Source organism: Micromonospora sp. CA-244673, from assembly GCF_050948395.1.
Taxonomy (GTDB): Bacteria; Actinomycetota; Actinomycetes; order Mycobacteriales; family Micromonosporaceae; genus Micromonospora.
Genome location: NZ_CP192019.1, coordinates 580,413 through 599,217, shown reverse-complemented (window position 1 = coordinate 599,217; position 18,805 = coordinate 580,413). Strand labels below are relative to the sequence as shown.

Below are 18,805 nucleotides of genomic sequence, written 5' to 3'. Positions count from 1 at the left end.
ATGAGAAAGCTCAGCAACCTCCGCAGGCTGGCCACCGCCGCAGCGACGGCGGGCATCATTCTCGGCATCGCCGCCGCCCCGCCGGCGGCTCAGGCGGCGCCGAGCGGCGACGGCATAGTGGCGATCGCGAAACGGGAGCTCAACGACTCGAGTCGGAATTACGAGATCCCGGTCAACTGCAGCTACTACGGCGGCACCATGTTCGGCTGGCCCTCCTGCGGCGGCAGGTCCGGCTGGGGCGGCGGAGGCTCCGCCTACGCGTGGTGTGCCGCGTTCGCCAAGTACGTGTGGCGGGAAGGGGGTGTCACCACCGACCTCTCCCAGATCAACGGCTACGCCGCGTCCTTCCGGACCTACGGGCAGAACCACGGCACCTGGCACGCTCGCGGCAGCTACGTTCCGAAGCCGGGTGACGCGGTCGTCTTCGACTGGGAGCACGACGGCGTCATCGACCACGTCGGCATCGTCAAGTACGCGTCGGGAAGCAACCTCTACACCATCGAGGGCAACACCAGCGATCGGATCGCCGCGCACACCTACTACAACTACGCCAGCAACTCCGACGTCGTGGGCTTCACCACGGCGGCCGGGGTCACCGGCAGCACCCCGCCGGCCGAGCGGGACCCGTGGATCGCCGACGTCAGCGGCGACGGCTTCGCCGACCTGGTGGCCACGAAGACCGACGGTTCGATGCAGCTGTTCTCGAACAACTACACCCGCGACGGCGGCGTCCCCTACGGCGACGTGCGCCAGGTCGGCAGCGGCTGGAGCAACTACGACCGCCTGATCAACGCCGACGTCACGGGCGACGGCTTTGCCGACCTGCTCGGCGTCAAGGCCGACGGCACCATGTGGCTGTTCTCCAACAACTTCAACCGTGACGGCGGCGTCCCCTACGGCGACGTGCGGCAGGTCGGCAGCGGGTGGAACAACTACGCCCGCATCGTCCCCGCCGACGCCAACGGCGACGGCTTCACCGACCTGCTCGGCGTCAAGGCCGACGGCACCATGTGGCTCTTCTCCAACAACTTCGTCCGCGACGGCGGAGTCCCCTACGGCGACGTGCGCCAGATCGGCTCCGGCTGGACCAACTACGCCCGCCTCGTGCAGGCCGACGCCAACGGCGACGGCTTCACCGATCTGCTCGGCGTCAAGGCCGACGGCACCATGTGGCTGTTCTCCAACAACTTCGTCCGTGACGGCGGCGTCCCCTACGGCGACGTGCGCCAGATCGGCAGCGGCTGGACCAACTACGCCAACATCGTCCCCGCCGACGCCAACGGCGACGGCTTCACCGACCTGCTCGGCGTCAAGGCCGACGGCACCATGTGGCTCTTCTCCAACAACTTCGTCCGCGACGGCGGAGTCCCCTACGGCGACGTGCGCCAGATCGGCTCCGGCTGGACCAACTACAACCGCCTCGTCTGACCACCGCGACGCCCAGGCGCGCCCGGCCTCCCGGCCGGGCGCGCCCGCGTGTCACGTAAAGGTTCGCCTCGAACGACAGCTCCGCGGCTCCCTCAAGTGGCGCCTCCGGGGTGTGGCGCAAAGTCGGCTGCCCTACCGCGCGACCTGCGGCCCTCGCCTGGCAGCCCGGCCGGGCGAGGGCCGGAAATCACTTAGCCCCTGCTCGCCTCGCCCGGTACGGTCGCGAAATGTTCTCGCTGCGGGAGCCCATGAGATGCGCGTGCGGCCACCCCGACAGTTCCCGCCCTGAGAGTAGGTTTCGTCAATGGCATGCCGTATCAGCGAGCTCGTGCTCAAGTGCCGCGACCCCGAGGTGCTGGCGCGGTTCTGGTGCGAGGTCCTGGACTTCATCGAGCTCGATCGCGAAGCGGACGGCTGCATCGAGATCGGTCCGCGCGAAGGGTTCGGCGGCCCGCAGCCGACGATCTTCCTCATCCGCAACGACGAGCCGAAGAACGAGCATGCCCGGCTGCACATCGACGTCAACGCCACCGACCGCGATCAGGACGCCGAGCTCGAACGCCTCCTGGCCGCCGGGGCCAAACTCGTCGACATCGGCCAGCCCGCGGAGGCGTCCTGGCACGTCCTCGCCGATCCCGAAGGCAACGAGTTCTGCCTGCTCAAACGCCGTCTCGCCCCACTCTGACGGCCCTCGTCGGCAACGAGAGCACCGCCGACCGGCAGCAGAGCCGACCTGGTGCCCCCGGCAGGATTCGAACCTGCGACACACGGTTTAGGAAACCGATGCTCTATCCCCTGAGCTACGAGGGCGCGAGGGCCCAGTCTAGCGACCTTGGGGTTCGCCCGGGTTGGCCGGTAGTGGCCCACGTTCACCCAGGTTCCCCGGACCCCTGTTCTCCCAGCCCAGGACCGTCAGCCAAGCGATTGTCAACGGCCGGTCCGGCCCGTACCGCAGGACGGGGACGGGCCCGGCGCGGAGGGTGGTCCTCCGCGCCGGGCCGGGACATCGGGTGACGGTCAGCCGGCCGCGCAGGTGGCCGTCGCGCCCGGGCCGGTGCCGGTGCCCTGGAAGCCGAAGTTGGTCGACTGCCGGGCGCCGACGTGTCCGTTGTAGCTCACGTTGGTGAACCGGACGGTTCCGCTGGTGCCGCTGGCCTGGGCGTTCCAGGCGCCGGTGACCGCAGCGCCGCCGGGCAGCGTGATGGTCACGGTCCAGCCGTTGATGTCCGCCGAGCCGGCGGTGACCGTCACGCTCGCGATGAAGCCGCCGGACCACTGGTTGACCGCCACCGACGCGGAGCAGCCGTTACCGGTCGGCGGCGTGGTGGTGGGGGGAGCCGTGGTCGGCGGCGCGGTCGTGGTCGGTGGAGCGGTGGTCGGCGGCGTGGTCGTCGGCGGCGCGGTGGTGGGTGGGTTGGGCGCACCGTTGGCCAGGCTGTAGGCCAGGTCGGGCTGGAACGAACCGGCCGTGTACCGGCAGCCGTCCGCCTCCCCCGGCGGCTTCACCCAGAGGTACGCGTCGATGTTGCCGTCGCCGGTGCTGGTCGTCGGGTACGTCCCGATACGCCGGTCGGTGTTGTCGTCGGCGCACCAGTCCCCGCTGGCACCCCCGTTCCGGCTGGTGTCGATGACCTGGCGCTTGCCCGGGATGCCCATGCCGGCGAGGGCGGAGATGACCGCCCGGCCGAAGTTCGCCTCGCCGGAGGTGGAGTTGAAGTTCGAGACGTTGGTGAAGAAGCCGTCGGCGTACTGCACGCCGGCCGCCCGGAGCCGGTTGGCCTGTTCGCCCGCGCTGTTCCAGGTGGAGTGGCCGCCGTCGAGGTACACCTTGGCGTTGGGGTTGGCCGACTTGATGGTCTGGGTGGCCGTCGTGAGCGCCTGGTTACGCGCGCTGATCTCGCCGGCGCTCAGGCACGTCTGCAGGGCGAGCGAGTCGGTTTCCAGGATGATCATGACGGTCTGGTTGCCGAGCCCTCTGGCGAAGTTGGACACCCACGTCTGGTACTGGTTGAGGTCCGGCGCCCCACCTGCGCTGGCCCCGCCGCAGTCCCGGTTGGTGATCTCGTACACCGAGAGCACCGGGATCTGCTGCGCCGCGTTGGCGGCGCCGATGAACCCGGAGACCTCGGACTGCACGGTCGACGGGTTGAAGTTGGCGAACCAGCGGGCCTGCGGCTGACTCGCGATCTTGTCCCGGATGACGGCGGCACGCGAGTCGCCGGGATTGGCGGCGACCCAGCGGACGACGGCCGAACTCGGGTCGCGGTAGAGCGATCCGGACACCGTGCCGGCGGACGCACCGCCGACGGCGAGGCAGACGCCGACGGCGGTGGCGCCCGCGACGACCGCCACGCTGATGGCCGCCGATCTGCGGCGGAGCGAGGAGAGGGTAGCCACGACGTGTTGCCTCCTGATCGCATAGATGTTTCTAAGTTTGTGGGAGCGTTCCCATGGACGGTAGCGGAGGCGCGCGCCGCTGCCAAGACATGAAAGCTCGTCGTTGCGCCAGCGGCCGGCTGAGGATCTTGGCAAGATAGTTGACTCTGACTAGTCGATCCCGGATAGTCGGTCGTGACCAGAGCGCTGTCGATCAAAGGAGCACTGCGATGAACGAGCTGCCCGTCGCCGAGCCGGTCCGCGTGCCGGCCAACCACACCGTCACCAAGCACCTCGGGCACTGGACCACCGAACGGCGCTTCGAGGTGCGCAACCACCGCGGCCACGTCGTACTGGACCTGCGCTCCCCGCGCATCCCCGACGGCGACATCGAGATCGACATGGACATCGACCACGGCGTGGTCAAGCTGCTCCTGCCCGAGGACGCCGTGATCGACGACTGGGACCTGCGGCGCTCCGGCCGCGGCAAGATCAAGGATGCGGTGGGGCCGAACGCCGGCGGTGGCCGGCGCGTTGTCCTCGCCGGATCGATGCGGGACGGCGAGATCCGGGTGCACCGCGGCGGGATCGCGATGCTGTCGGCGATGTTCTCCAAGGCGTACCTGGCGGACCTGCGTCGTGCACACCGCGAAGGCGGACGCCCGACGGTGGACGATCCGACTCGTACCGCCTGACCCCTACACCGAGGAGAAGCTCCATGGCGACCAAGCGGAAGGTCAGCAACCTGCTGGCGCTGGCCGTGCTGTCCTACCTCACGCAGCGGGCCATGCACCCCTACGAGCTGAGCCGCACGCTGCGCGACAACGGTGACGACCGCAGCATCAAGTTCAACCACGGCTCGCTCTACATGGTCGTGCAGCAACTGGAGAAGGCCGGCTACATCGCCGCGCAGGAGACCAACCGCGAGGGGCAGCGACCGGAGCGCACCGTCTACGCGCTGACCGACGCGGGCCGCCACGAGCTGCGCGAGTGGCTGCGCCACCTGCTCGGCGAGCCGGAGCACGAGTACCCCAGCTTCGTGGCAGCGCTGTCGCTGATCGGCGCGCTGCCACCCAGCCAGGCGGTACCTCTCCTGCGCCACCGGCTGCAACGGCTCGCCGAACGGGCCGCAGAAACCCGGCGCCTGATCGACACCGCCCTGGCCCAGGACGTACCCGAACTGTTCCTCATCGAGGAGCAGTACCGACTGACCATGAACAACGCCGAGTCCTCCTACGTCACCTCGCTCATCGAGAAGATCACCGACCCGCGGACCGGCTGGGCCCCGATGTGGGCCGAATTCCACGGCGAGACGTTCCCCGCGCAGGCACCGCCCGACGCAGAAGGGCAACAGACATGACCGACACCCGATCCGCGCTCGTCATCGGCGGCGGCATCGCCGGCCCGGCCACGGCGATGGCGCTACACAAAGCCGGCATCGAAGCCACCGTGTGCGAGGCGTACCACAGCACCGCCGAGGCCGTCGGCGGCGGGCTGAGCATCGCGCCCAACGGCCAGGCCGCACTCGCCGTGCTCGGCGCCGAGGACGTGGTGCGCCGCATCGGCATCCCGATGACCGCGATGGTCATGCAGAGCTGGACCGGCAAGCGGCTGGCCACCTTCGGCGGCACCGACCCGGCCGAGCCGATCGGGCACTTCGTCTGGCGCGGCGAGCTCTACCAGGGCCTGCACGAGGAGGCAGCCCGCCGGGGCATCCGCACCGAGTACGGGCGGCGGCTGGTCCGGGTGACCGAGACCGCCGACGCCGTGACCGCGCACTTCGCCGATGGTGCGGAGGCAACCGCTGACATCCTCGTCGGCGCCGACGGGATCCGGTCGACGGTACGGCGCCTGATCGACGGGGCCGCACCGAGCCCGCGGTACGCCGGCCTGGCCAGCTTCGCCGGCCGTATGGCGGACACCGGCGAGCCCTCGACCAACGGCGCCATGCACATGGTCTTCGGCAAGCGCGCGTTCTTCGGGTACCAGGTACTGGACGACGGCAGCGGCGGCTGGTTCGTCAACCTGCCGCAGAAGACCGCGCAAAGCCTGCCCGACGCCAGGCGCGCCGGCGCCGAGCTCTGGATCCGCGAGCTGACCCGCGTGTTCGGCGAGGACCGCACCCCGGCCGCCCGGATGATCGCCCGTACCCGCCCCCAGGACCTGCTCGTCGTCGGGCCGATGGAGGACATCCCGACAGTACCGACCTGGAGCCGCGGCCGGATGGTGCTCGTCGGCGACTCCGCGCACGCCACCTCCCCCAGTTCCGGGCAAGGCGCATCGCTGGCCGTCGAAGGCGCCGTGCAGCTGGCCCGCTGTCTACGCGACCTACCGCACGAGCAAGCATTCGCGGCCTACGAGCGGCTACGCCGCGCCCGGGTCGAGAAAATCATCGCGGCCGCCGCGCGTACCAACACCAACAAAGCGGCCGGACCCGTGGCCCGGGTGCTGCGCGACCTGATCCTGCCAACCGCGCTGAAGCTGCTCGCCAAGCCGGAGAAAATGGCCTGGCAGTACGGATACCGCATCGACTGGGACGCGCCGGTCGGCCCGGCGCCGGAGACGGCCCGACCCTGACGACCGGCGGGTGGGCGCGTCGGCCAGGAGTGACCCGCGTTGCCCTTCCGCCGGCCGCGGCTGCGGCGCCGCCTGTTTCGCTGGTCGGCGCCCACCCCGGTGTGTTGGCCGTGCCCGACCGGTCGAGCCGGGCACAATCACGGGCATCGACGTGAGCAAGAGGTGCTCGCTGCGGAGGTGTCCGTTGACGCGGTGTCCAGGCCGACTGGCTCGATGGGCGCTGCGGGGCGTGCTCCTGTGCGGCGGATTCGTCGGCGCGTGGGCCCTGTCCGACGCCGTCGCACCCGACGCGGCCCAGGCGGCCGAGCCGGCGCGGCCCTGCGTCCTGGGGGACGTGCTCGACGGCGTCCGGACGATCGTCGGGCAATCCGTGCTCTCTCCGCCGCACCTGCCGACGCCGCCGCCGACCAGGAACGGCGGAGTCGACACTGAGGGCGCCCGGGCCGTGGGCCGGCCAGCCGCCGGCGATCGGCCGGTACGTCCGGCGGCACGCGGGGTGCTCCCGGTGCAGCGGGTGATCACCCCGGTGACGCGTCCGGTCGTGGATCTGGCAGCACCCGTCCTGGAGAAGATCGCACCGGCCCGGCTGCTAGAGCCGGTCGCCGAGGTCGTCCGGCCGGTGACCGAGCCGGTCGTCGACCTGCTGCCGCCCGTCCTGGCCCCGGTGCTCGACCTGACCGCGCCGATCATCGGGCCACCCGCCGCGCCGTCCACTCCGCCCGGTGGTCCGATCCCCGGTGGTCCGATCGCCGGTGGTCCGATCGCCGGTGGTCCGATCGCCGGCGCACCCGCGCCGGCCGGCGGCACGCCGGCGGCGGGCACTCCCCCACCGCTCACTCGCCCTGCTCCGGCGGCCCTCGTGCTCCCGGTGAAGGCTCCGGCTCCTCGAACGGCGTTCTCGCCCGCGGGCCGCGACGGGGTGCCGTCCGGGCACGCCGGGGTGCGGGTTCCGTCGCCCGGCGAGCCCGCGCCCGCCCCCGGCGACACGCCCGCCTCCGCGCCCGTCCCGGGCACCAGCGTCAATTCCGGTGCCGGCGCGGGCGGGCCCGGCATCCCCGCTGAGGGCTCTGCTCGTGCCTGGGAGCCGGTGCTGCGGGCTCTGGGCTGCGACCGTGGTCGCTGCGACACCCTCGTGAGCCGGTCGAGTCAGCCGGACCCCGGACCCGCCTGAGGCTCCTGCCGGCGAACCGGCCGGACCCCCGCCTGCAACGGCGCGCTGTCCGTCCGCCCGGAGGGCTGCGCGTCCTCGCCGTCGGGCGGCTGGCCGTAGCGGGGCCGGCTGAGCGGCCATCGCCGCCAGTCCTCCGACTTCCCCGTCCGCCCCCGCGTGACGACGCCCGCCTCCGGCCGGTGTCGCCGCCCACCGCTGGGCCGGGGCCCCGGAAACGTCCGGGGCCGATCGTGCCCGCACCTCGGCAACCGCCGTCCACGAACCAACCGCATCGTGACCAGGAGAACTCCGTGAACCACGCCCTGCCTGTCTGCCGCGCGGGATGGCGCGACATCGGCGACATCGTCGCTCTCGTCGCCGGTCCCTTCGCCGAGAGCGCCACCGGCGCCTGGCTCGTGCCCGACGACCGCCGCCGCCGGAAGGTGCTCACCGCCGTCGTCCGCGTCTGGACCGAACACGCTCTCCTCTGCGGCGAGGCCTACCTCCTGCGGGATCGCTCCGCCGCCGCCGTCTGGCTGCACCAGTACGGCCCCACCCCGGCGTCCCACGGGTACGGGGAACGCTTCGCCGTCGCCTGCGCCGATCACCTGGACCGCTTCCTGCAGCTCGACGACGCGCTGGGCGCGCACCGGCCCGCCGGCCCGCACAACCACCTGGCGTTCTTCGCGGTGACCGCACAGCCGCACCGGATCAGGCGCGCCACCGCCCTGCTGGCCGTCAGCAACGCCCGGATGGGTCAGGCCCGGGTTCCCACCTACACGGAGGCGACCACCCCGGCCGACCGGGACCTGTACGCCCGCCACGGCTACGTCACCCACCAGCCGTTCACTCTCCCCGACGGCACCACGACCTACCCGATGTGGCGGAGCCCGGGGCTGCGCGAGCCCGGACGCCGCCTCGCCCGGCCGGCGATCTGCCCGTACGCCGCGATGTCGGCATAGGTCAGCGGGCGGCTGGCCGTCCGTCGGGGAATGACGGGCGCGACGGCTCGACAAAAGGAGCCCTCCGGATGGTTCCGGGCGAAGGCCCCGGGTACGAGCTATCTGCGCACCGGCAACCGAGCGGGCCGCCCGGCGCCGAGGCGTCGGCGGCCCGATCGAGGCTCGGGGCGCGTCAGCGCCGGGACCACTGGTGCTGGAGGTTGATGGCCTCGACCTCGATGCCGCTCATTGTGGTCAGGGGTGCCGCCCGCCGCCGCTCCGCCCTCGCCGCCACGCGAGGCGGAGACCGAGGGCCCGGGAGCCGGACACCGATCGGGCGAGATGGTTCCTGTTCTGGTGGACGTACGCGGAGATCAGCGCGACGAGGAAGCTCAGGCCCGCGAGCCAGGCCAGCCACTCCCCGACCGAGGCCAGCAGCGGAAGGGTGACGAACAGGCAGGCGAACCCGGACAGCGGGAAGACCAGTTGCAACCCGAACTCGTACAGCAGGGACCGGGAGCCCCTCTGCTGCGCGTAGAAGTCGTCCCAGCGGAAGACCCGGTCGTCACCCGAGCATTCGAGGGCGACCGGCCGGAGGACCTCCCGGATGTAGCTGTTCGCCGCCTCACGATCCCGCCGCCGCCGGAGGATGGTGATCCCGGAGATCGCCGCCAGCACCGGCACGGCGAGCAGGAGGCGGGGGTCGGCCCGGTTGGCCACCACGAACCCCAGGATCACCGCCACCACGGTCAGGTAGGCGCCGACGAGAGCGTGCGACGCGGCGGATTTCTGCGCCATGACGGCCCGGATCGCGGTGTATTCCGCGACGAGCAGGTTGGTGCGGTTGTCAACGCGAGCAGCGGCCGCCTCGTCGCCGGGTGGGGCACCTCTCGGACGGGCCAGGTCATTCCACGTCACGCATCGATGATGGCAACCCTCCACAAGGCTCCGTCCGACCGGCCCCGGGTTGATCTCCGATTGCCGCTCACCGCCACGCGCGCTCCGTCCCTAGCCTGCACGGGCCCTACCCTGCACGGGAGCCGACGTCGTCCAGGTGGCGCAGCGCCTCCGCCCAGGAGCGACCCAGGCTGGTCTCGTGGTAGCCGAGACCGTGCTCGGCGCAGAACCGCCGGATCAACGGCTGGGCCTGACGCAGGTTGGGGCACGGCATGCTCGGGAACAGGTGGTGTTCGATCTGGTAGTTCAGGCCGCCGAGCACCGTGTCGACGAATCTTCCGCCGCGCACGTTGCGGGAGGTGAGCACCTGCCGCCGCAGGTAGTCAAGGTCGTCCTCGGCGTCGAGGATCGGCATGCCCTTGTGGTTGGGAGCGAACGAGCTGCCGAGGTAGAGGCCGAGCACACCCTGGTTGACCAGGATGAACGCGACCGCCTGCGCCGGGCTCAGGACCAGGAGGACGGTGGTGAGGTAGCCGCCCAGGTGCAGGGCCAGCAGTCCGGCTTCGGCGGCCCGGCGGGGAAGGGGACGCGGCCGGACGACGGCCCGCACGCTGTTGGCGTGCAGGTGCAGGCCCTCCAGCAGGAGCAGCGGGAAGAAGAGGTACGCCTGGTGGCACGCGATCAGCGCGGCGACGCCGCGCCGTCGCCGGGCCTGGCCGGCGGTGAAGGACAGGGGTGCCACCCCGATGTCCGGGTCCCTGCCCTCGGTGTTCGGATGGGCGTGGTGCCGGTTGTGCTTGTCCACCCACCAGCCGTAGCTGATCCCGGTCAACAGGTTGCCGTGCAGGATGCCGATCAGGTCGTTGGCCCGCCGCGAGCGGGCTATCTGCCGGTGACCGGCGTCGTGGCCGATGAAGCCGGCCTGCGCGAAGACCACGGCGAGGGCCACCGCGAGCACCAGCTGCCACCACGACTCGCCCCACCGGACGAACACGGCCCACAGCCCGGCGTAGCAGCCGACGACGAGACCGATCCGTACCGCGTAGTAGCCGCGCCGCCGTTCGAGCAGGCCCGCTGCGCGGATCTGCCGGGACAGGTCGGCGTAGTCGCTACCCCGCCGGGGCTCGGCACCGATCCCGATGTCGCTCACGACGGCCTCCCCTGCCGGTCCGTGCCCGATGGTGGACTCAGCGGTGCCGGCCCGGCCGGCCGCCCCGGTCACCGTCAATTTCAGCACCGGCGAGCCTGCCGGGGCGGATTGGCGCATCGCGTCGAAAGAAGGATCGGGGTCGTGGCGATGCCTGGAGCGGGCGCGGTCGTCCACGCCAGGCGACATGCTCACCGTACGCCTCACGGAGTGCCACCGCACCCAACCAGCGGAGAGCTGCGCGGCGACCCCGGCACATCTCCGAGGTTACTGTCCGATTGCTGATCGTCACACAGGGTGTTCCGCTCCTACCCTGACGCCGGAAGCCGCCGCTTCCCGACCACCGGCCAGGAGGCGCGACGGCATGATCCCGACCAGGTCCGCTCCGGACACGAGCACCGAGGACGACCTCGTCCGCGTGGCGATCCGCGCGGTCGCGCCCGAGGAGGAGCACCTGCTGCCCCACCTCAGCCCCGCCTACCGGCGCCGTCCGGGCCGGTGGCGGCGTGATCCCCGCGCGCTCGTCCAGGTCGGCGGTGGTGAGGCCGGCGGCGGCGGCTTCCCCGAGGTCGTCGAACCGGTGCTGCCGTACGTCATGGTGCTGTGCGGCGTCGGCCTCGCGGCGTTGCGGGACGCCGTGCGGGCCGAGGCCACCGACGCGGTCCGGGGTGGCCTGCGGGCGCTCGGCCGGCGGTGGCCGTCCCGCCGTGCGCCGGAGTTGCCGGTGCGGCTGCGGCCGGGCCAGCTGCTGCGGATCGAGGAGGCGGTCACGGCGGCGGCCCGCGACCCGCGCTGGCAGCTCACCGAGGACCAGGTCGCCGTCCTGCGGGACGCGGTGCGCGAGGCGTTCGTGGCGCGGTTCGGCACGGACGCCGACGGTGGGTGAGCCGCGGCCGGGGACCCCGCACCCGCCACTCCCCTCGGCCACCCTGGGCCGGTTCGTCGCCGTGGTGACGGCGGTGATCGGGACCAGCATGTTCGGCTGGCAGATCGTCCTCATCGATCCGGCGGTCACCCGGGAGCGCGCCGTCTGCCTGGCCGGGTTGGCCGGCCTGCCACCGCCGATCGACGTACGGGCCGGCACGGTCGACGCCGCGTCGGCGGACGCCGTGCAGCGCTGCCTCGGCACCCTCGGCGCGGACGTGCTGCGGCAGATGCTCACCGGGCTGGCGGTGCTCGTGGCGGTGACCGCGCTGGTCTACCTGGCCGCACCCTGGGTCGAGCGACGGCTGCGCGGCCTGCGCCGGCTGGACCGGGTGCCGGGCACCGAGGCGCTGCGGGCCGACCTGGCCACGCTGGTGCGGGAGGCCGGCCTGCGGCGGGCGCCCACCTTCCTGGTCTCCCGGTCGGCCCGGGTCAGCGGGAACACCTTCGGCACCGTCGCCAGCCGGTACGTCCGGCTCGACCTGGGGCTGGTGCACGCCCACCGGACGGCCCCGGCCCGGTTCCGGGCCGTCGTGCTGCACGAGCTCGCCCACCTGCGCAACGCCGACGTGGACCTGACCCGGCTGACCGTCGCGCTCGCCTGGGCGTTCCCGCTGGGCGTGGTCGCACCGGCCGCGGTCACGTTCCTCAGCGCGCTCCACGCTCCGGACCTGGCCCGGAACGTGTGGCGGCTGGCGCTGTTCGCCGTGGTGGTGCAGGTGTCCGCCTGGTCGGTGCTACGCGCCCGCGAGTTCGCCGCGGACGCCCGGCTGGGCGGCGACGACGCGACGACCGCCCGGGCGCTGCTCGGCGTGGGGCGGCGGCCCACCGGGTGGCGGGACCGGCTGGCCGCCCTGTTCCGGTTCCACCCGCTGGCCCAGGCCCGCGCCGACGAGCTGGAGCGGCCGCGACGGCTGGTGTCCGCCCGGCCGGTCGAGGCGTTCGGCGCCGGGCTGGCGGCCGGCATCGCCGCACCCCCGCTGGTGGACCTGCTGTCCCACCTGCCGCGCCCGCTGGCCGGGCTCGACCCGGTCGCCGGCGGCTCGCAGGCGGCGGGGCTGCTGCTCGGTGCACCGCTGGCGCTGGTGCTGACCGGGACGCTCTGGCGGTCGGCCTGGTGGGCGCGGCGGCACGGTGACCGGCCCGTCCGGGGTGCCGCGTTCGGGGCGGCGCTGGTGATCGGGCTGCTGGTCGGCCGGCGGCTGGCCTGGTCGGCCGGGTACGCCGACGACCGGCCGGTCTGGTGGGTGGAGCTGGCGCTGTCGCTGTGCGCGGTGGCCGGCGGTGCCCTGCTCGGGCGGTGGGTGGCGCTGGGCGCCGACGCCTGGCTGCGCCGGCTCCCCCGGCACGCCGAGGGCCGTGCGGTGCGGCGCGTCTGGGCCGCCGCCGCGCTGGCGACGACCGTGCTGACCGCCGGCTTCCTCGGCGCGCTGCTGGTGCTGGACGCCTGGCTCGCCGACGGCGACCTGAGCATGCTGCGGCTGCTCGCCGCCCGGGAGGGGCATCCGGACCGGGTCACCGTCGTGACGCTGGCCGACGCCCTCGCCCTGCACGTACGGGTCCTCGCCGACCAGGCGCCGTACCTGCTGGCCGCCCCGCTCGCCGCCGCCCTCTTCCCGCTGGTGGCGACCGGCGCCAGCGCCCGGCGGGCGCTCCGGGTCGGTGCGGTCACCGGGATGGTGGCAGCCGTCGCGCTGCCGGTGGTGGTGGCCGGCGCGGCGGTGGCCGCCCGCGACCCGGGCCTCGGGCCGGCGACGCTGCGCGGCCTGGTCGACGGGCACACCCTGCTGCCCGTGACGCTGGTCGAGGCCACCGCCGCGGTGGCGGTCGTGGCCGGCCGGCGCGTGTCGATCTGGCACGGCACGCTCGCGGCGCTCACCGCCGGGCTGTTGCTGGCGCCGGCGGTGCTGGCCGCCGGCGTGCTGCTCTCCTGCGATGTGGGCCCGCCGGGCGGGGGGTGCGCGGGACCTGACCGGGCCGCGGTGGCCCGCGCACTGGGGCACGCCCTGCTCGTCGCCCCGGTGTTCGCCACGCTCGCCGCGGCGCTCGGCGCCGCCGCGACGGCCGCGCTGGCCCGGGTCGGCCCAGGGCGCCGGCCGGCCGGGGTGACGGCCGCGGCCGTGCTGCTCGGCCTGGCCGCCGCCGTCGTCTCGGCGGACGGGCCGGGCAGCGCCACCGTGCCGGTGGAGCGGGACGGCTGCCTGGTCGGGGTGTGGCGGCTCTCCGCGGGCCGCTACCACGCGCAGGTCGCCACGGACTCGGTCCTGGGACGGCTGGCCGGGCTGACCACGGCCGCGTCCGTCGACCTCACCAGCGGGGCGTCGACCGGGTTCGCCACGGCGTACCGGGCCGACGGCACGGCGACCGACCTCTACGACCTCTCGGTGGCCGAGGGCACGTTGAACGGGCACACCGTCCGGCAGGTACGCCGGGGCACCCAGACCTACCGGTGGACGGCCCGGGCCGGCCGGTACACCCAGCGGAACGTGGTGACCACCGGCGACCTCGTGCTGCTGCGGGTGGACGGGCGGGAGGCCGACGTGACCACGGTGGTGGACGACTCGGCCAGCACGTACCGGTGCGGGCCGGGCGAGCTGGTGATCAGGTTCGACGGCGACGACGGGTCGTGGGGCGAGGAGACCTTCGTCCGCAGCCCGGCGTGACGGGACCACCGCAGCCGGTGGTCCCGTCCGCCCGTCACGCGGGCACCACGTCCAGCCGCGGGCCGGCGGGTCGCCCGGCGCCGGCCAGGGCCAGCAGTGTCTGCCCGGTGGCGTCGTCGACGACGGCGACCCGTACCGCGTCGGGCCCGCCGTCGACCAGCGGGACGGCGAAGACCGCCGTGGCCGGCCGGCCCTGGTAGCGCGCGGCGTGGCCGACGAAGCGCCACTCGCCGTCGTCCCAGTGCTCGCGGACGTCGGAGCGGAGCAGCGGCGCGACCCGGCGATAGGGGTCGCTGAGCTGGACCTGCTGCACGGTGGCGAGCAGCGGCAGCCCGGTGCCGCCGCGCAGCGGGTTGGTCAGCCGGGCGCGCAGCCGGCGCAGTGGCAGCAGCCAGGCGGCGTCCAGTTCGGGGGACAGCGCCACCACGGCCGCCGCCTCGGCCAGCAGCGCGGCGCCGCCGGCCAGGGGACGGCCGGTGAGCGCGGCCGGCCAGCCGCCGGGGGCGAGGGTGGCCAGCCCGGCCGCCGCCACGAGCAGCGCGGCCCGGCCGAGGCTGCGACCGGAGACCGGGGTGGAGCGGCTGCTGAGGCAGCCGCACGAGGAGGTGGGGGCGGCCCGGCGGGCGTACGCCAGGTAGCCGAGGAAGCCGACGGCCACGGCGGTCGCGACGGCGGTCTCCAGCCGCAGCGCGGGCGGCAGCAGGAGGAGCGCGCCGAGGATCAGCTCGACGGCACCGAGCAGCCGGTACGCGGGCAGCGCGCGGCGCTCCCCGATCAGCCGGACGAGCGCGGACCGCCGGGCGACCGTGGCGGCGTGCCGGTTGAGAAGCTTCACGCGGGCCGACCAGATCAGCACCGCGCCGACGACCAGCGGTTGCAGCGCCGCGATCATCTCGATCATGGGTTCTCCCCTCGGGTGGGCCGACGGGTGGCGCCCGGGCGGTCCGTAGGGTGACCCGCCCTGCGACGGCTCCAGCTCGGCGCGTCTGCGCCGTGACCTGGAGCCGTCGGGCGTACCGGTCAGGCGGCGGCGTAGACGGTGGCGATGTCGATCTCGTTGGTGTCCGGGTGCCAGGCGCCGAGCACCTGGACGTGCCGGCCGACCCGGAGCAGGGACAGGTCGCTGATGGCCGGGGTGCCGTTGTAGACCGCGGCGGAGCGGCCGGGCACGACGTGGGCGACGATGCGCTGGCCCTTGTGGTCGAGGTGGAGCAGGTTGCGGCCGACGGCCGCGATGTGGGCGTGCAGGTTGACGATGTTCACCCAGACCGAGTCGGCGGCGAGCGTGCCGTCGGGCAGGCGGACGCCGCGGGCGTAGAGCCCGTCGCCGGTGGCCACCTGGTCGAACGTGGTCGGGTGCAGTTTCCAGATGCTCGTGCCGTCGGTGATCCGGATCGAGTGCAGCACGGTGTCGGATCCGGTGACCAGCAGCAGGTGGCCGGAGATCTTGCTGATCCGGCCCTCGACGAAGTTCGGGTCGGGCGTGCCGGGCTCGACGGTCGCCGGCTCGGCGGCGAAGGCCGCCTCGGGGGCGAGCGAGCCGAGTCCGGTGGCGCCTACGACGCCGCCGAGCGCGGCGGTGGCGAGGAGACGGCGGCGGTCCATGGTCTGCGGCATGACGAACCCTCCCGTTCAGACGGTGTCGACCGAGCAGGGCCGCAGCCCCACCGAGAGACTGCCGATCGCACTGAACGCCGCGGGCGTCAGGTCGATGATCCGGTTGCTGCCGCAGGCCGAGCCGCAGCAGGTGCGCTCGCCGCAGAACAGGTCCGTCTGCGGGCCGCAGTCGGCGATGGTGGTGCCGACGCGGGCGCCGTTGCAGAGGTTGGTGGTGTAGTGGCGGAAGCCGCAGGTCCGCCGGCTCATGCTGAGCCCGCAGGTGTCCGGGTGGGTGATGGCCCAGCACGCGTCCGAGGTGTTCGGCCAGGCGTGCTGGTAGTTGCCCGACCTGCAGGTGCCACAGGCGCCGCCCCCGGCGGTGCCGCACGGTCCCCAGGCGGTGCCGCAGCAGAACCAGGACACCTCGCCTCGTATGGCCGCCATGGATACCTCCTTCCCGATCGTTGATCGACAACGATGGATGTCGATATAGATGGCGATTGTTATGACAGAAACCATCCACGTCAACAGGCGGGCCGAAGATTTCCTACAGGCGGAATTCGCTCAACGGGTCACTTCCCGGCGGGGACCACGTACGGGAAGGAGGCGGCGCGGGCGTCCTTCGCGACGTCCGGGGTGAGGCCGGACGTCATGCCGGTGTTGAGCACCAGGGAGAACATCACCTCGGGCACGTTGTCGGCCATGGTGCGCCCGTTGCGAACCGCGAACCCGTAGTTCGCCGGGGTGCCGACCTGGTAGGACAGCACGTCCGGGTAGACCTCGCGGGCCACGCTCCAGCCGTACGCGCCCGGGTCGGGCGCCGTGCCGTTCGCCGCCACCACCCGGGCGACGGTCGACGCGATCTCCGCGCCGTCGGCCCGCAGGTCCTCGCAGGGGTGGCGGGTGTTGGCGGGGTTCGAGAAGTCGGTGTCGGTGGGCCAGAAGATCGGCCACATCATCGGGTGGCCGGCGCGGTTGATCTGGCGCCAGCCGCCGGCGTCGGTGGCCAGCTTGGTGGCCGCCCAGACGCCGATGCGGGTGCCCACGGACAGCATCCGCTCGTCCCGGGACACCTCCAGCACGATCGAGTCGACGGTGGTGCCGGCGAAGGTGTTCTTCGCGTTCTCCGGGCGCCAGGTCGAGCGGTCCAGCCGGGCGCCGTTCTTGAAGGCGTCGTTGACGGTGGCGAGCTGGTCCAGGTCGATGTAGAAGGGGTCGGTGATCCGCCCGGCCCAGACCCGCACGTTGCCGCCGGTCACCTCCTCCCCGGTACGCCCCTGGGCGACCGGCGTGCCGGTGGCGCCGTCGTCGTAGGCCTCGGCGCCGGTGAGGGCGTGCACGGTGAGTTCCTGCCGGCCCTCGCCGTCGAGTTCGCCGAAGGCCACCCGGTAGGTCAGCGCCTCCATCTCGCTGCCGTCGACGTGGACCTTGAACTCGTACCGCGCCTCGTGGTGGAAGCCGGGCTTGATGTCGGCCCGGGTCACCGAGCTGTTGACGTCCATCACCAGGACGGTTCCGCGCTCGCCGTCGAAGACGAAGAGGTCGTCCAGGTAGAGCTGGCCGCTCTGGGCGGCGAGCGGGGTGTCGAGGTGGTGCGACATGGCTGTCTCCCGGGTCGGCGGCTGGGCGCGGCAGGCCCGAGCCTATCCGGGCATTCCGCTGCAAAAGGACCGAATAACCACTTCCCGCCGGGGCCCGGGGTGGGCTACCGTCGGCCGGTGATCCCGGTGGAGGCCGCGGCGGCCGCGTACGCCCAGTGGCTCACCCCTGCCCTGCCGCTCTACGGCAACGACCACGAGCGGGCCGACTTCGCTCCCTGAGGCGCCCCGGCACCGGACGCCCCTCTTCCCTCTCACGTCGCACCGGGAGCGATGCCTCATGTCCGTCGACAGTTCCGGGATCCGGGCGGTGCTGCGCGCACCCCAGGTCCTCCGGGTCCTCCTCAGCAGCCAGGTCGGCCGGCTGCCCACCGCCAGCGGGCCGCTGGCGCTGCTCCTCTTCGCCCGCCAGTCGCTGAGCCTGGCCGCCGCCGGCCTGCTGGTGGCCGCGTACACCGCCGGAATGGCCGTGGGCACGCCCCTGCTCGCCCGGGCGGTGGACCGCTGGCGGCAGCCGCCCGTGCTGTGGGCCGCCGCGATCCTGTCCGGCCTCGGGTTCGGCGCGGTGGCGCTGACCGGCGGGCACCTCACCGGCGCCGTGGTCGGCGCGGCGGTGGCCGGGCTCGGCACGCCGCCGTTGGAGGCGTGCCTGCGTACCCTCTGGCCCGCCCTGCTCCCGCCCGCCACGGTGCCCACGGCGTACACCCTGGACATCGCCGTGCAGGAGGTGATCTTCGTGGTCGGCCCGCTGGTCACCCTCCTCGCGGTGACCCTGGCCGGCCCGCCCGCCGGGCTGGTCGCCGCCGGGGTGTTGCAGCTCGCCGGCACCGCGGCGTACGCGCTCAGCCCCGCCGTCCGCGCGTGGCGCGGCGTGCCGGCCCTGCGGCACTGGGCCGGCCCGCTGCGCGTACCCCGGTTCGCCGTTCTGATGGCCGGCGTGGTCGGCGTCGGCGCGGCCGTCGGCAGCATCGCGGTGGCGGTGACCGGCTACGCGGAGGCGGCCGGCGACCGGCAGCTCAGCGGCTGGCTGCTCGCGGCGCAGGCGGCCGGCGCCCTGGCCGGTGGCCTGCTCTACACCCGGGCCCGGCCGGGTGGGCCCGGGCGACTGCCGCTGCTGGCCGCCGCGCTCACCGTCGGCTTCCTGCCGTTGCTGCTCGCCCCCGGCCCGGTCCCGATGGCCGCCCTGCTCGTGGTCAGCGGGCTCGCGCTGCCGCCGCTGCTGACCGCCGTCTTCCTCACCGCCGAGCGGCTCGCCCGGCGGGGCACGGTGGCCGAGGCGTTCGCCTGGGTGAGCACGGCGTTCGTGGTGGGCAGCGCCGCCGGCTCGGCGCTCGCCGGCCCGCTGGTGTCGACCGACCTCCGGTACGGCCTGGCGGTGGCCCCCGCCGCCGCGTCGCTCGGCACGGTGGTGCTCTGGGCCGTCTCGCGCGGAGACGGGCGGCGACGGCCGGGGAACGGCAGCGAGCCCGGGGCGGAGGTCTACGCTCGGTCCTCATGACACCCGC

The 18,805-nt window shown here is 73.5% G+C and carries 17 protein-coding genes and 1 tRNA gene; 10 read left to right on the top strand and 8 right to left on the bottom strand.

Annotated features, from left to right (window positions below):
- Both ACQP12_RS03005 and ACQP12_RS03000 read left to right on the top strand, forming a co-directional pair.
- On the top strand, positions 1–1,428 hold the full coding sequence (locus ACQP12_RS03005; RefSeq protein WP_433284838.1) for a CHAP domain-containing protein: 1,428 nt from the start codon (positions 1–3) through the stop codon (positions 1,426–1,428).
- 304 nt (positions 1,429–1,732) lie between these two features.
- Positions 1,733–2,113 carry a VOC family protein gene (locus ACQP12_RS03000; RefSeq protein ID WP_357940551.1) on the top strand — a complete coding sequence of 127 codons (381 nt, stop codon included), beginning with the start codon at positions 1,733–1,735 and terminating at the stop codon, positions 2,111–2,113.
- A gap of 49 nt (positions 2,114–2,162) precedes the next feature.
- Here the strand turns inward: ACQP12_RS03000 and ACQP12_RS02995 are convergent.
- Together ACQP12_RS02995 and ACQP12_RS02990 are read right to left on the bottom strand one after the other, a co-directional pair.
- Positions 2,163–2,238: transfer RNA gene (locus ACQP12_RS02995), tRNA-Arg, on the bottom strand.
- A gap of 207 nt (positions 2,239–2,445) precedes the next feature.
- Positions 2,446–3,825 carry a glycoside hydrolase family 6 protein gene (locus tag ACQP12_RS02990; RefSeq protein WP_433284835.1) on the bottom strand — a complete coding sequence of 460 codons (1,380 nt, stop codon included), beginning with the start codon at positions 3,823–3,825 and terminating at the stop codon, positions 2,446–2,448.
- Positions 3,826–4,034: 209 nt separating this feature from the next.
- Between ACQP12_RS02990 and ACQP12_RS02985 the strand changes: the two genes are divergently transcribed.
- The 5 genes from ACQP12_RS02985 to ACQP12_RS02965 all read left to right on the top strand — a co-directional run bounded on the left by ACQP12_RS02985 (position 4,035) and on the right by ACQP12_RS02965 (position 8,493).
- The gene (locus ACQP12_RS02985) at positions 4,035–4,499 is read left to right on the top strand and encodes a hypothetical protein (RefSeq protein ID WP_433284833.1); all 465 of its coding nucleotides are present in this window, start codon (positions 4,035–4,037) and stop codon (positions 4,497–4,499) included.
- 23 nt (positions 4,500–4,522) lie between these two features.
- Positions 4,523–5,164 carry a PadR family transcriptional regulator gene (locus ACQP12_RS02980; RefSeq protein WP_433284832.1) on the top strand — a complete coding sequence of 214 codons (642 nt, stop codon included), beginning with the start codon at positions 4,523–4,525 and terminating at the stop codon, positions 5,162–5,164.
- Entirely contained in the window at positions 5,161–6,381 is a 1,221-nt protein-coding gene (locus ACQP12_RS02975) for an FAD-dependent oxidoreductase (RefSeq protein WP_433284830.1), read from the top strand. Before ACQP12_RS02980 ends, ACQP12_RS02975 begins: the two co-directional genes overlap by 4 nt.
- A gap of 505 nt (positions 6,382–6,886) precedes the next feature.
- Positions 6,887–7,552 (top strand): hypothetical protein, encoded by a 666-nt coding sequence (locus tag ACQP12_RS02970; RefSeq protein ID WP_433284828.1) that lies wholly within the window; start codon positions 6,887–6,889, stop codon positions 7,550–7,552.
- A 290-nt stretch (positions 7,553–7,842) separates the two neighbouring features.
- Positions 7,843–8,493 carry a hypothetical protein gene (locus ACQP12_RS02965; RefSeq protein WP_433284826.1) on the top strand — a complete coding sequence of 217 codons (651 nt, stop codon included), beginning with the start codon at positions 7,843–7,845 and terminating at the stop codon, positions 8,491–8,493.
- 234 nt (positions 8,494–8,727) lie between these two features.
- Here ACQP12_RS02965 and ACQP12_RS02960 read toward each other — a convergent pair whose 3' ends face one another.
- Positions 8,728–9,390, bottom strand: coding sequence for a hypothetical protein (locus ACQP12_RS02960; RefSeq protein ID WP_433284824.1), 663 nt, complete (start codon positions 9,388–9,390; stop codon positions 8,728–8,730).
- A gap of 106 nt (positions 9,391–9,496) precedes the next feature.
- Complete coding sequence (locus ACQP12_RS02955) at positions 9,497–10,519, bottom strand: fatty acid desaturase family protein (protein WP_433284822.1); 1,023 nt, start codon at positions 10,517–10,519, stop codon at positions 9,497–9,499.
- 361 nt (positions 10,520–10,880) lie between these two features.
- On the opposite strand from ACQP12_RS02955, the gene ACQP12_RS02950 reads away from it, so the two are divergent.
- Entirely contained in the window at positions 10,881–11,402 is a 522-nt protein-coding gene (locus ACQP12_RS02950) for a hypothetical protein (RefSeq protein WP_433284820.1), read from the top strand.
- On the top strand, positions 11,395–14,103 hold the full coding sequence (locus ACQP12_RS02945; protein WP_433284818.1) for a M48 family metalloprotease: 2,709 nt from the start codon (positions 11,395–11,397) through the stop codon (positions 14,101–14,103). Before ACQP12_RS02950 ends, ACQP12_RS02945 begins: the two co-directional genes overlap by 8 nt.
- A 34-nt stretch (positions 14,104–14,137) precedes the next feature.
- Here the strand turns inward: ACQP12_RS02945 and ACQP12_RS02940 are convergent, their stop codons facing one another.
- From ACQP12_RS02940 to ACQP12_RS02925, 4 genes are all read right to left on the bottom strand, one after another.
- A complete protein-coding gene (locus ACQP12_RS02940; protein WP_433284816.1) occupies positions 14,138–15,004 on the bottom strand; it encodes a MauE/DoxX family redox-associated membrane protein in 867 nt (288 codons plus the stop codon).
- Positions 15,005–15,123: 119 nt separating this feature from the next.
- Complete coding sequence (locus ACQP12_RS02935; RefSeq protein WP_433284814.1) at positions 15,124–15,720, bottom strand: cell wall protein; 597 nt, start codon at positions 15,718–15,720, stop codon at positions 15,124–15,126.
- A gap of 15 nt (positions 15,721–15,735) precedes the next feature.
- Positions 15,736–16,146, bottom strand: coding sequence for a hypothetical protein (locus ACQP12_RS02930; RefSeq protein ID WP_151463010.1), 411 nt, complete (start codon positions 16,144–16,146; stop codon positions 15,736–15,738).
- Positions 16,147–16,274: 128 nt separating this feature from the next.
- The gene (locus ACQP12_RS02925) at positions 16,275–17,303 is read right to left on the bottom strand and encodes a DUF4331 family protein (protein ID WP_433284811.1); all 1,029 of its coding nucleotides are present in this window, start codon (positions 17,301–17,303) and stop codon (positions 16,275–16,277) included.
- Positions 17,304–17,580: 277 nt separating this feature from the next.
- Between ACQP12_RS02925 and ACQP12_RS02920 the strand changes: the two genes are divergently transcribed.
- Positions 17,581–18,798 carry an MFS transporter gene (locus tag ACQP12_RS02920; protein ID WP_433284809.1) on the top strand — a complete coding sequence of 406 codons (1,218 nt, stop codon included), beginning with the start codon at positions 17,581–17,583 and terminating at the stop codon, positions 18,796–18,798.
- The last annotated feature ends 7 nt before the right edge of the window (positions 18,799–18,805 follow it).

What these genes read in the sequence shown, in the direction of transcription:
- ACQP12_RS02935 (WP_433284814.1), bottom strand. Translation starts at nt 15,720, where the DNA reads ATGCCGCAGACCATGGACCGCCGCCGTCTCCTCGCCACCGCCGCGCTC.
- ACQP12_RS02925 (WP_433284811.1), bottom strand. Translation starts at nt 17,303, where the DNA reads ATGTCGCACCACCTCGACACCCCGCTCGCCGCCCAGAGCGGCCAGCTC.
- ACQP12_RS02940 (WP_433284816.1), bottom strand. Translation starts at nt 15,004, where the DNA reads ATGATCGAGATGATCGCGGCGCTGCAACCGCTGGTCGTCGGCGCGGTG.
- ACQP12_RS02980 (WP_433284832.1), top strand. Translation starts at nt 4,523, where the DNA reads ATGGCGACCAAGCGGAAGGTCAGCAACCTGCTGGCGCTGGCCGTGCTG.
- ACQP12_RS03000 (WP_357940551.1), top strand. Translation starts at nt 1,733, where the DNA reads ATGGCATGCCGTATCAGCGAGCTCGTGCTCAAGTGCCGCGACCCCGAG.
- ACQP12_RS02985 (WP_433284833.1), top strand. Translation starts at nt 4,035, where the DNA reads ATGAACGAGCTGCCCGTCGCCGAGCCGGTCCGCGTGCCGGCCAACCAC.
- ACQP12_RS02930 (WP_151463010.1), bottom strand. Translation starts at nt 16,146, where the DNA reads ATGGCGGCCATACGAGGCGAGGTGTCCTGGTTCTGCTGCGGCACCGCC.
- ACQP12_RS02920 (WP_433284809.1), top strand. Translation starts at nt 17,581, where the DNA reads ATGTCCGTCGACAGTTCCGGGATCCGGGCGGTGCTGCGCGCACCCCAG.
- ACQP12_RS03005 (WP_433284838.1), top strand. Translation starts at nt 1, where the DNA reads ATGAGAAAGCTCAGCAACCTCCGCAGGCTGGCCACCGCCGCAGCGACG.
- ACQP12_RS02950 (WP_433284820.1), top strand. Translation starts at nt 10,881, where the DNA reads ATGATCCCGACCAGGTCCGCTCCGGACACGAGCACCGAGGACGACCTC.
- ACQP12_RS02975 (WP_433284830.1), top strand. Translation starts at nt 5,161, where the DNA reads ATGACCGACACCCGATCCGCGCTCGTCATCGGCGGCGGCATCGCCGGC.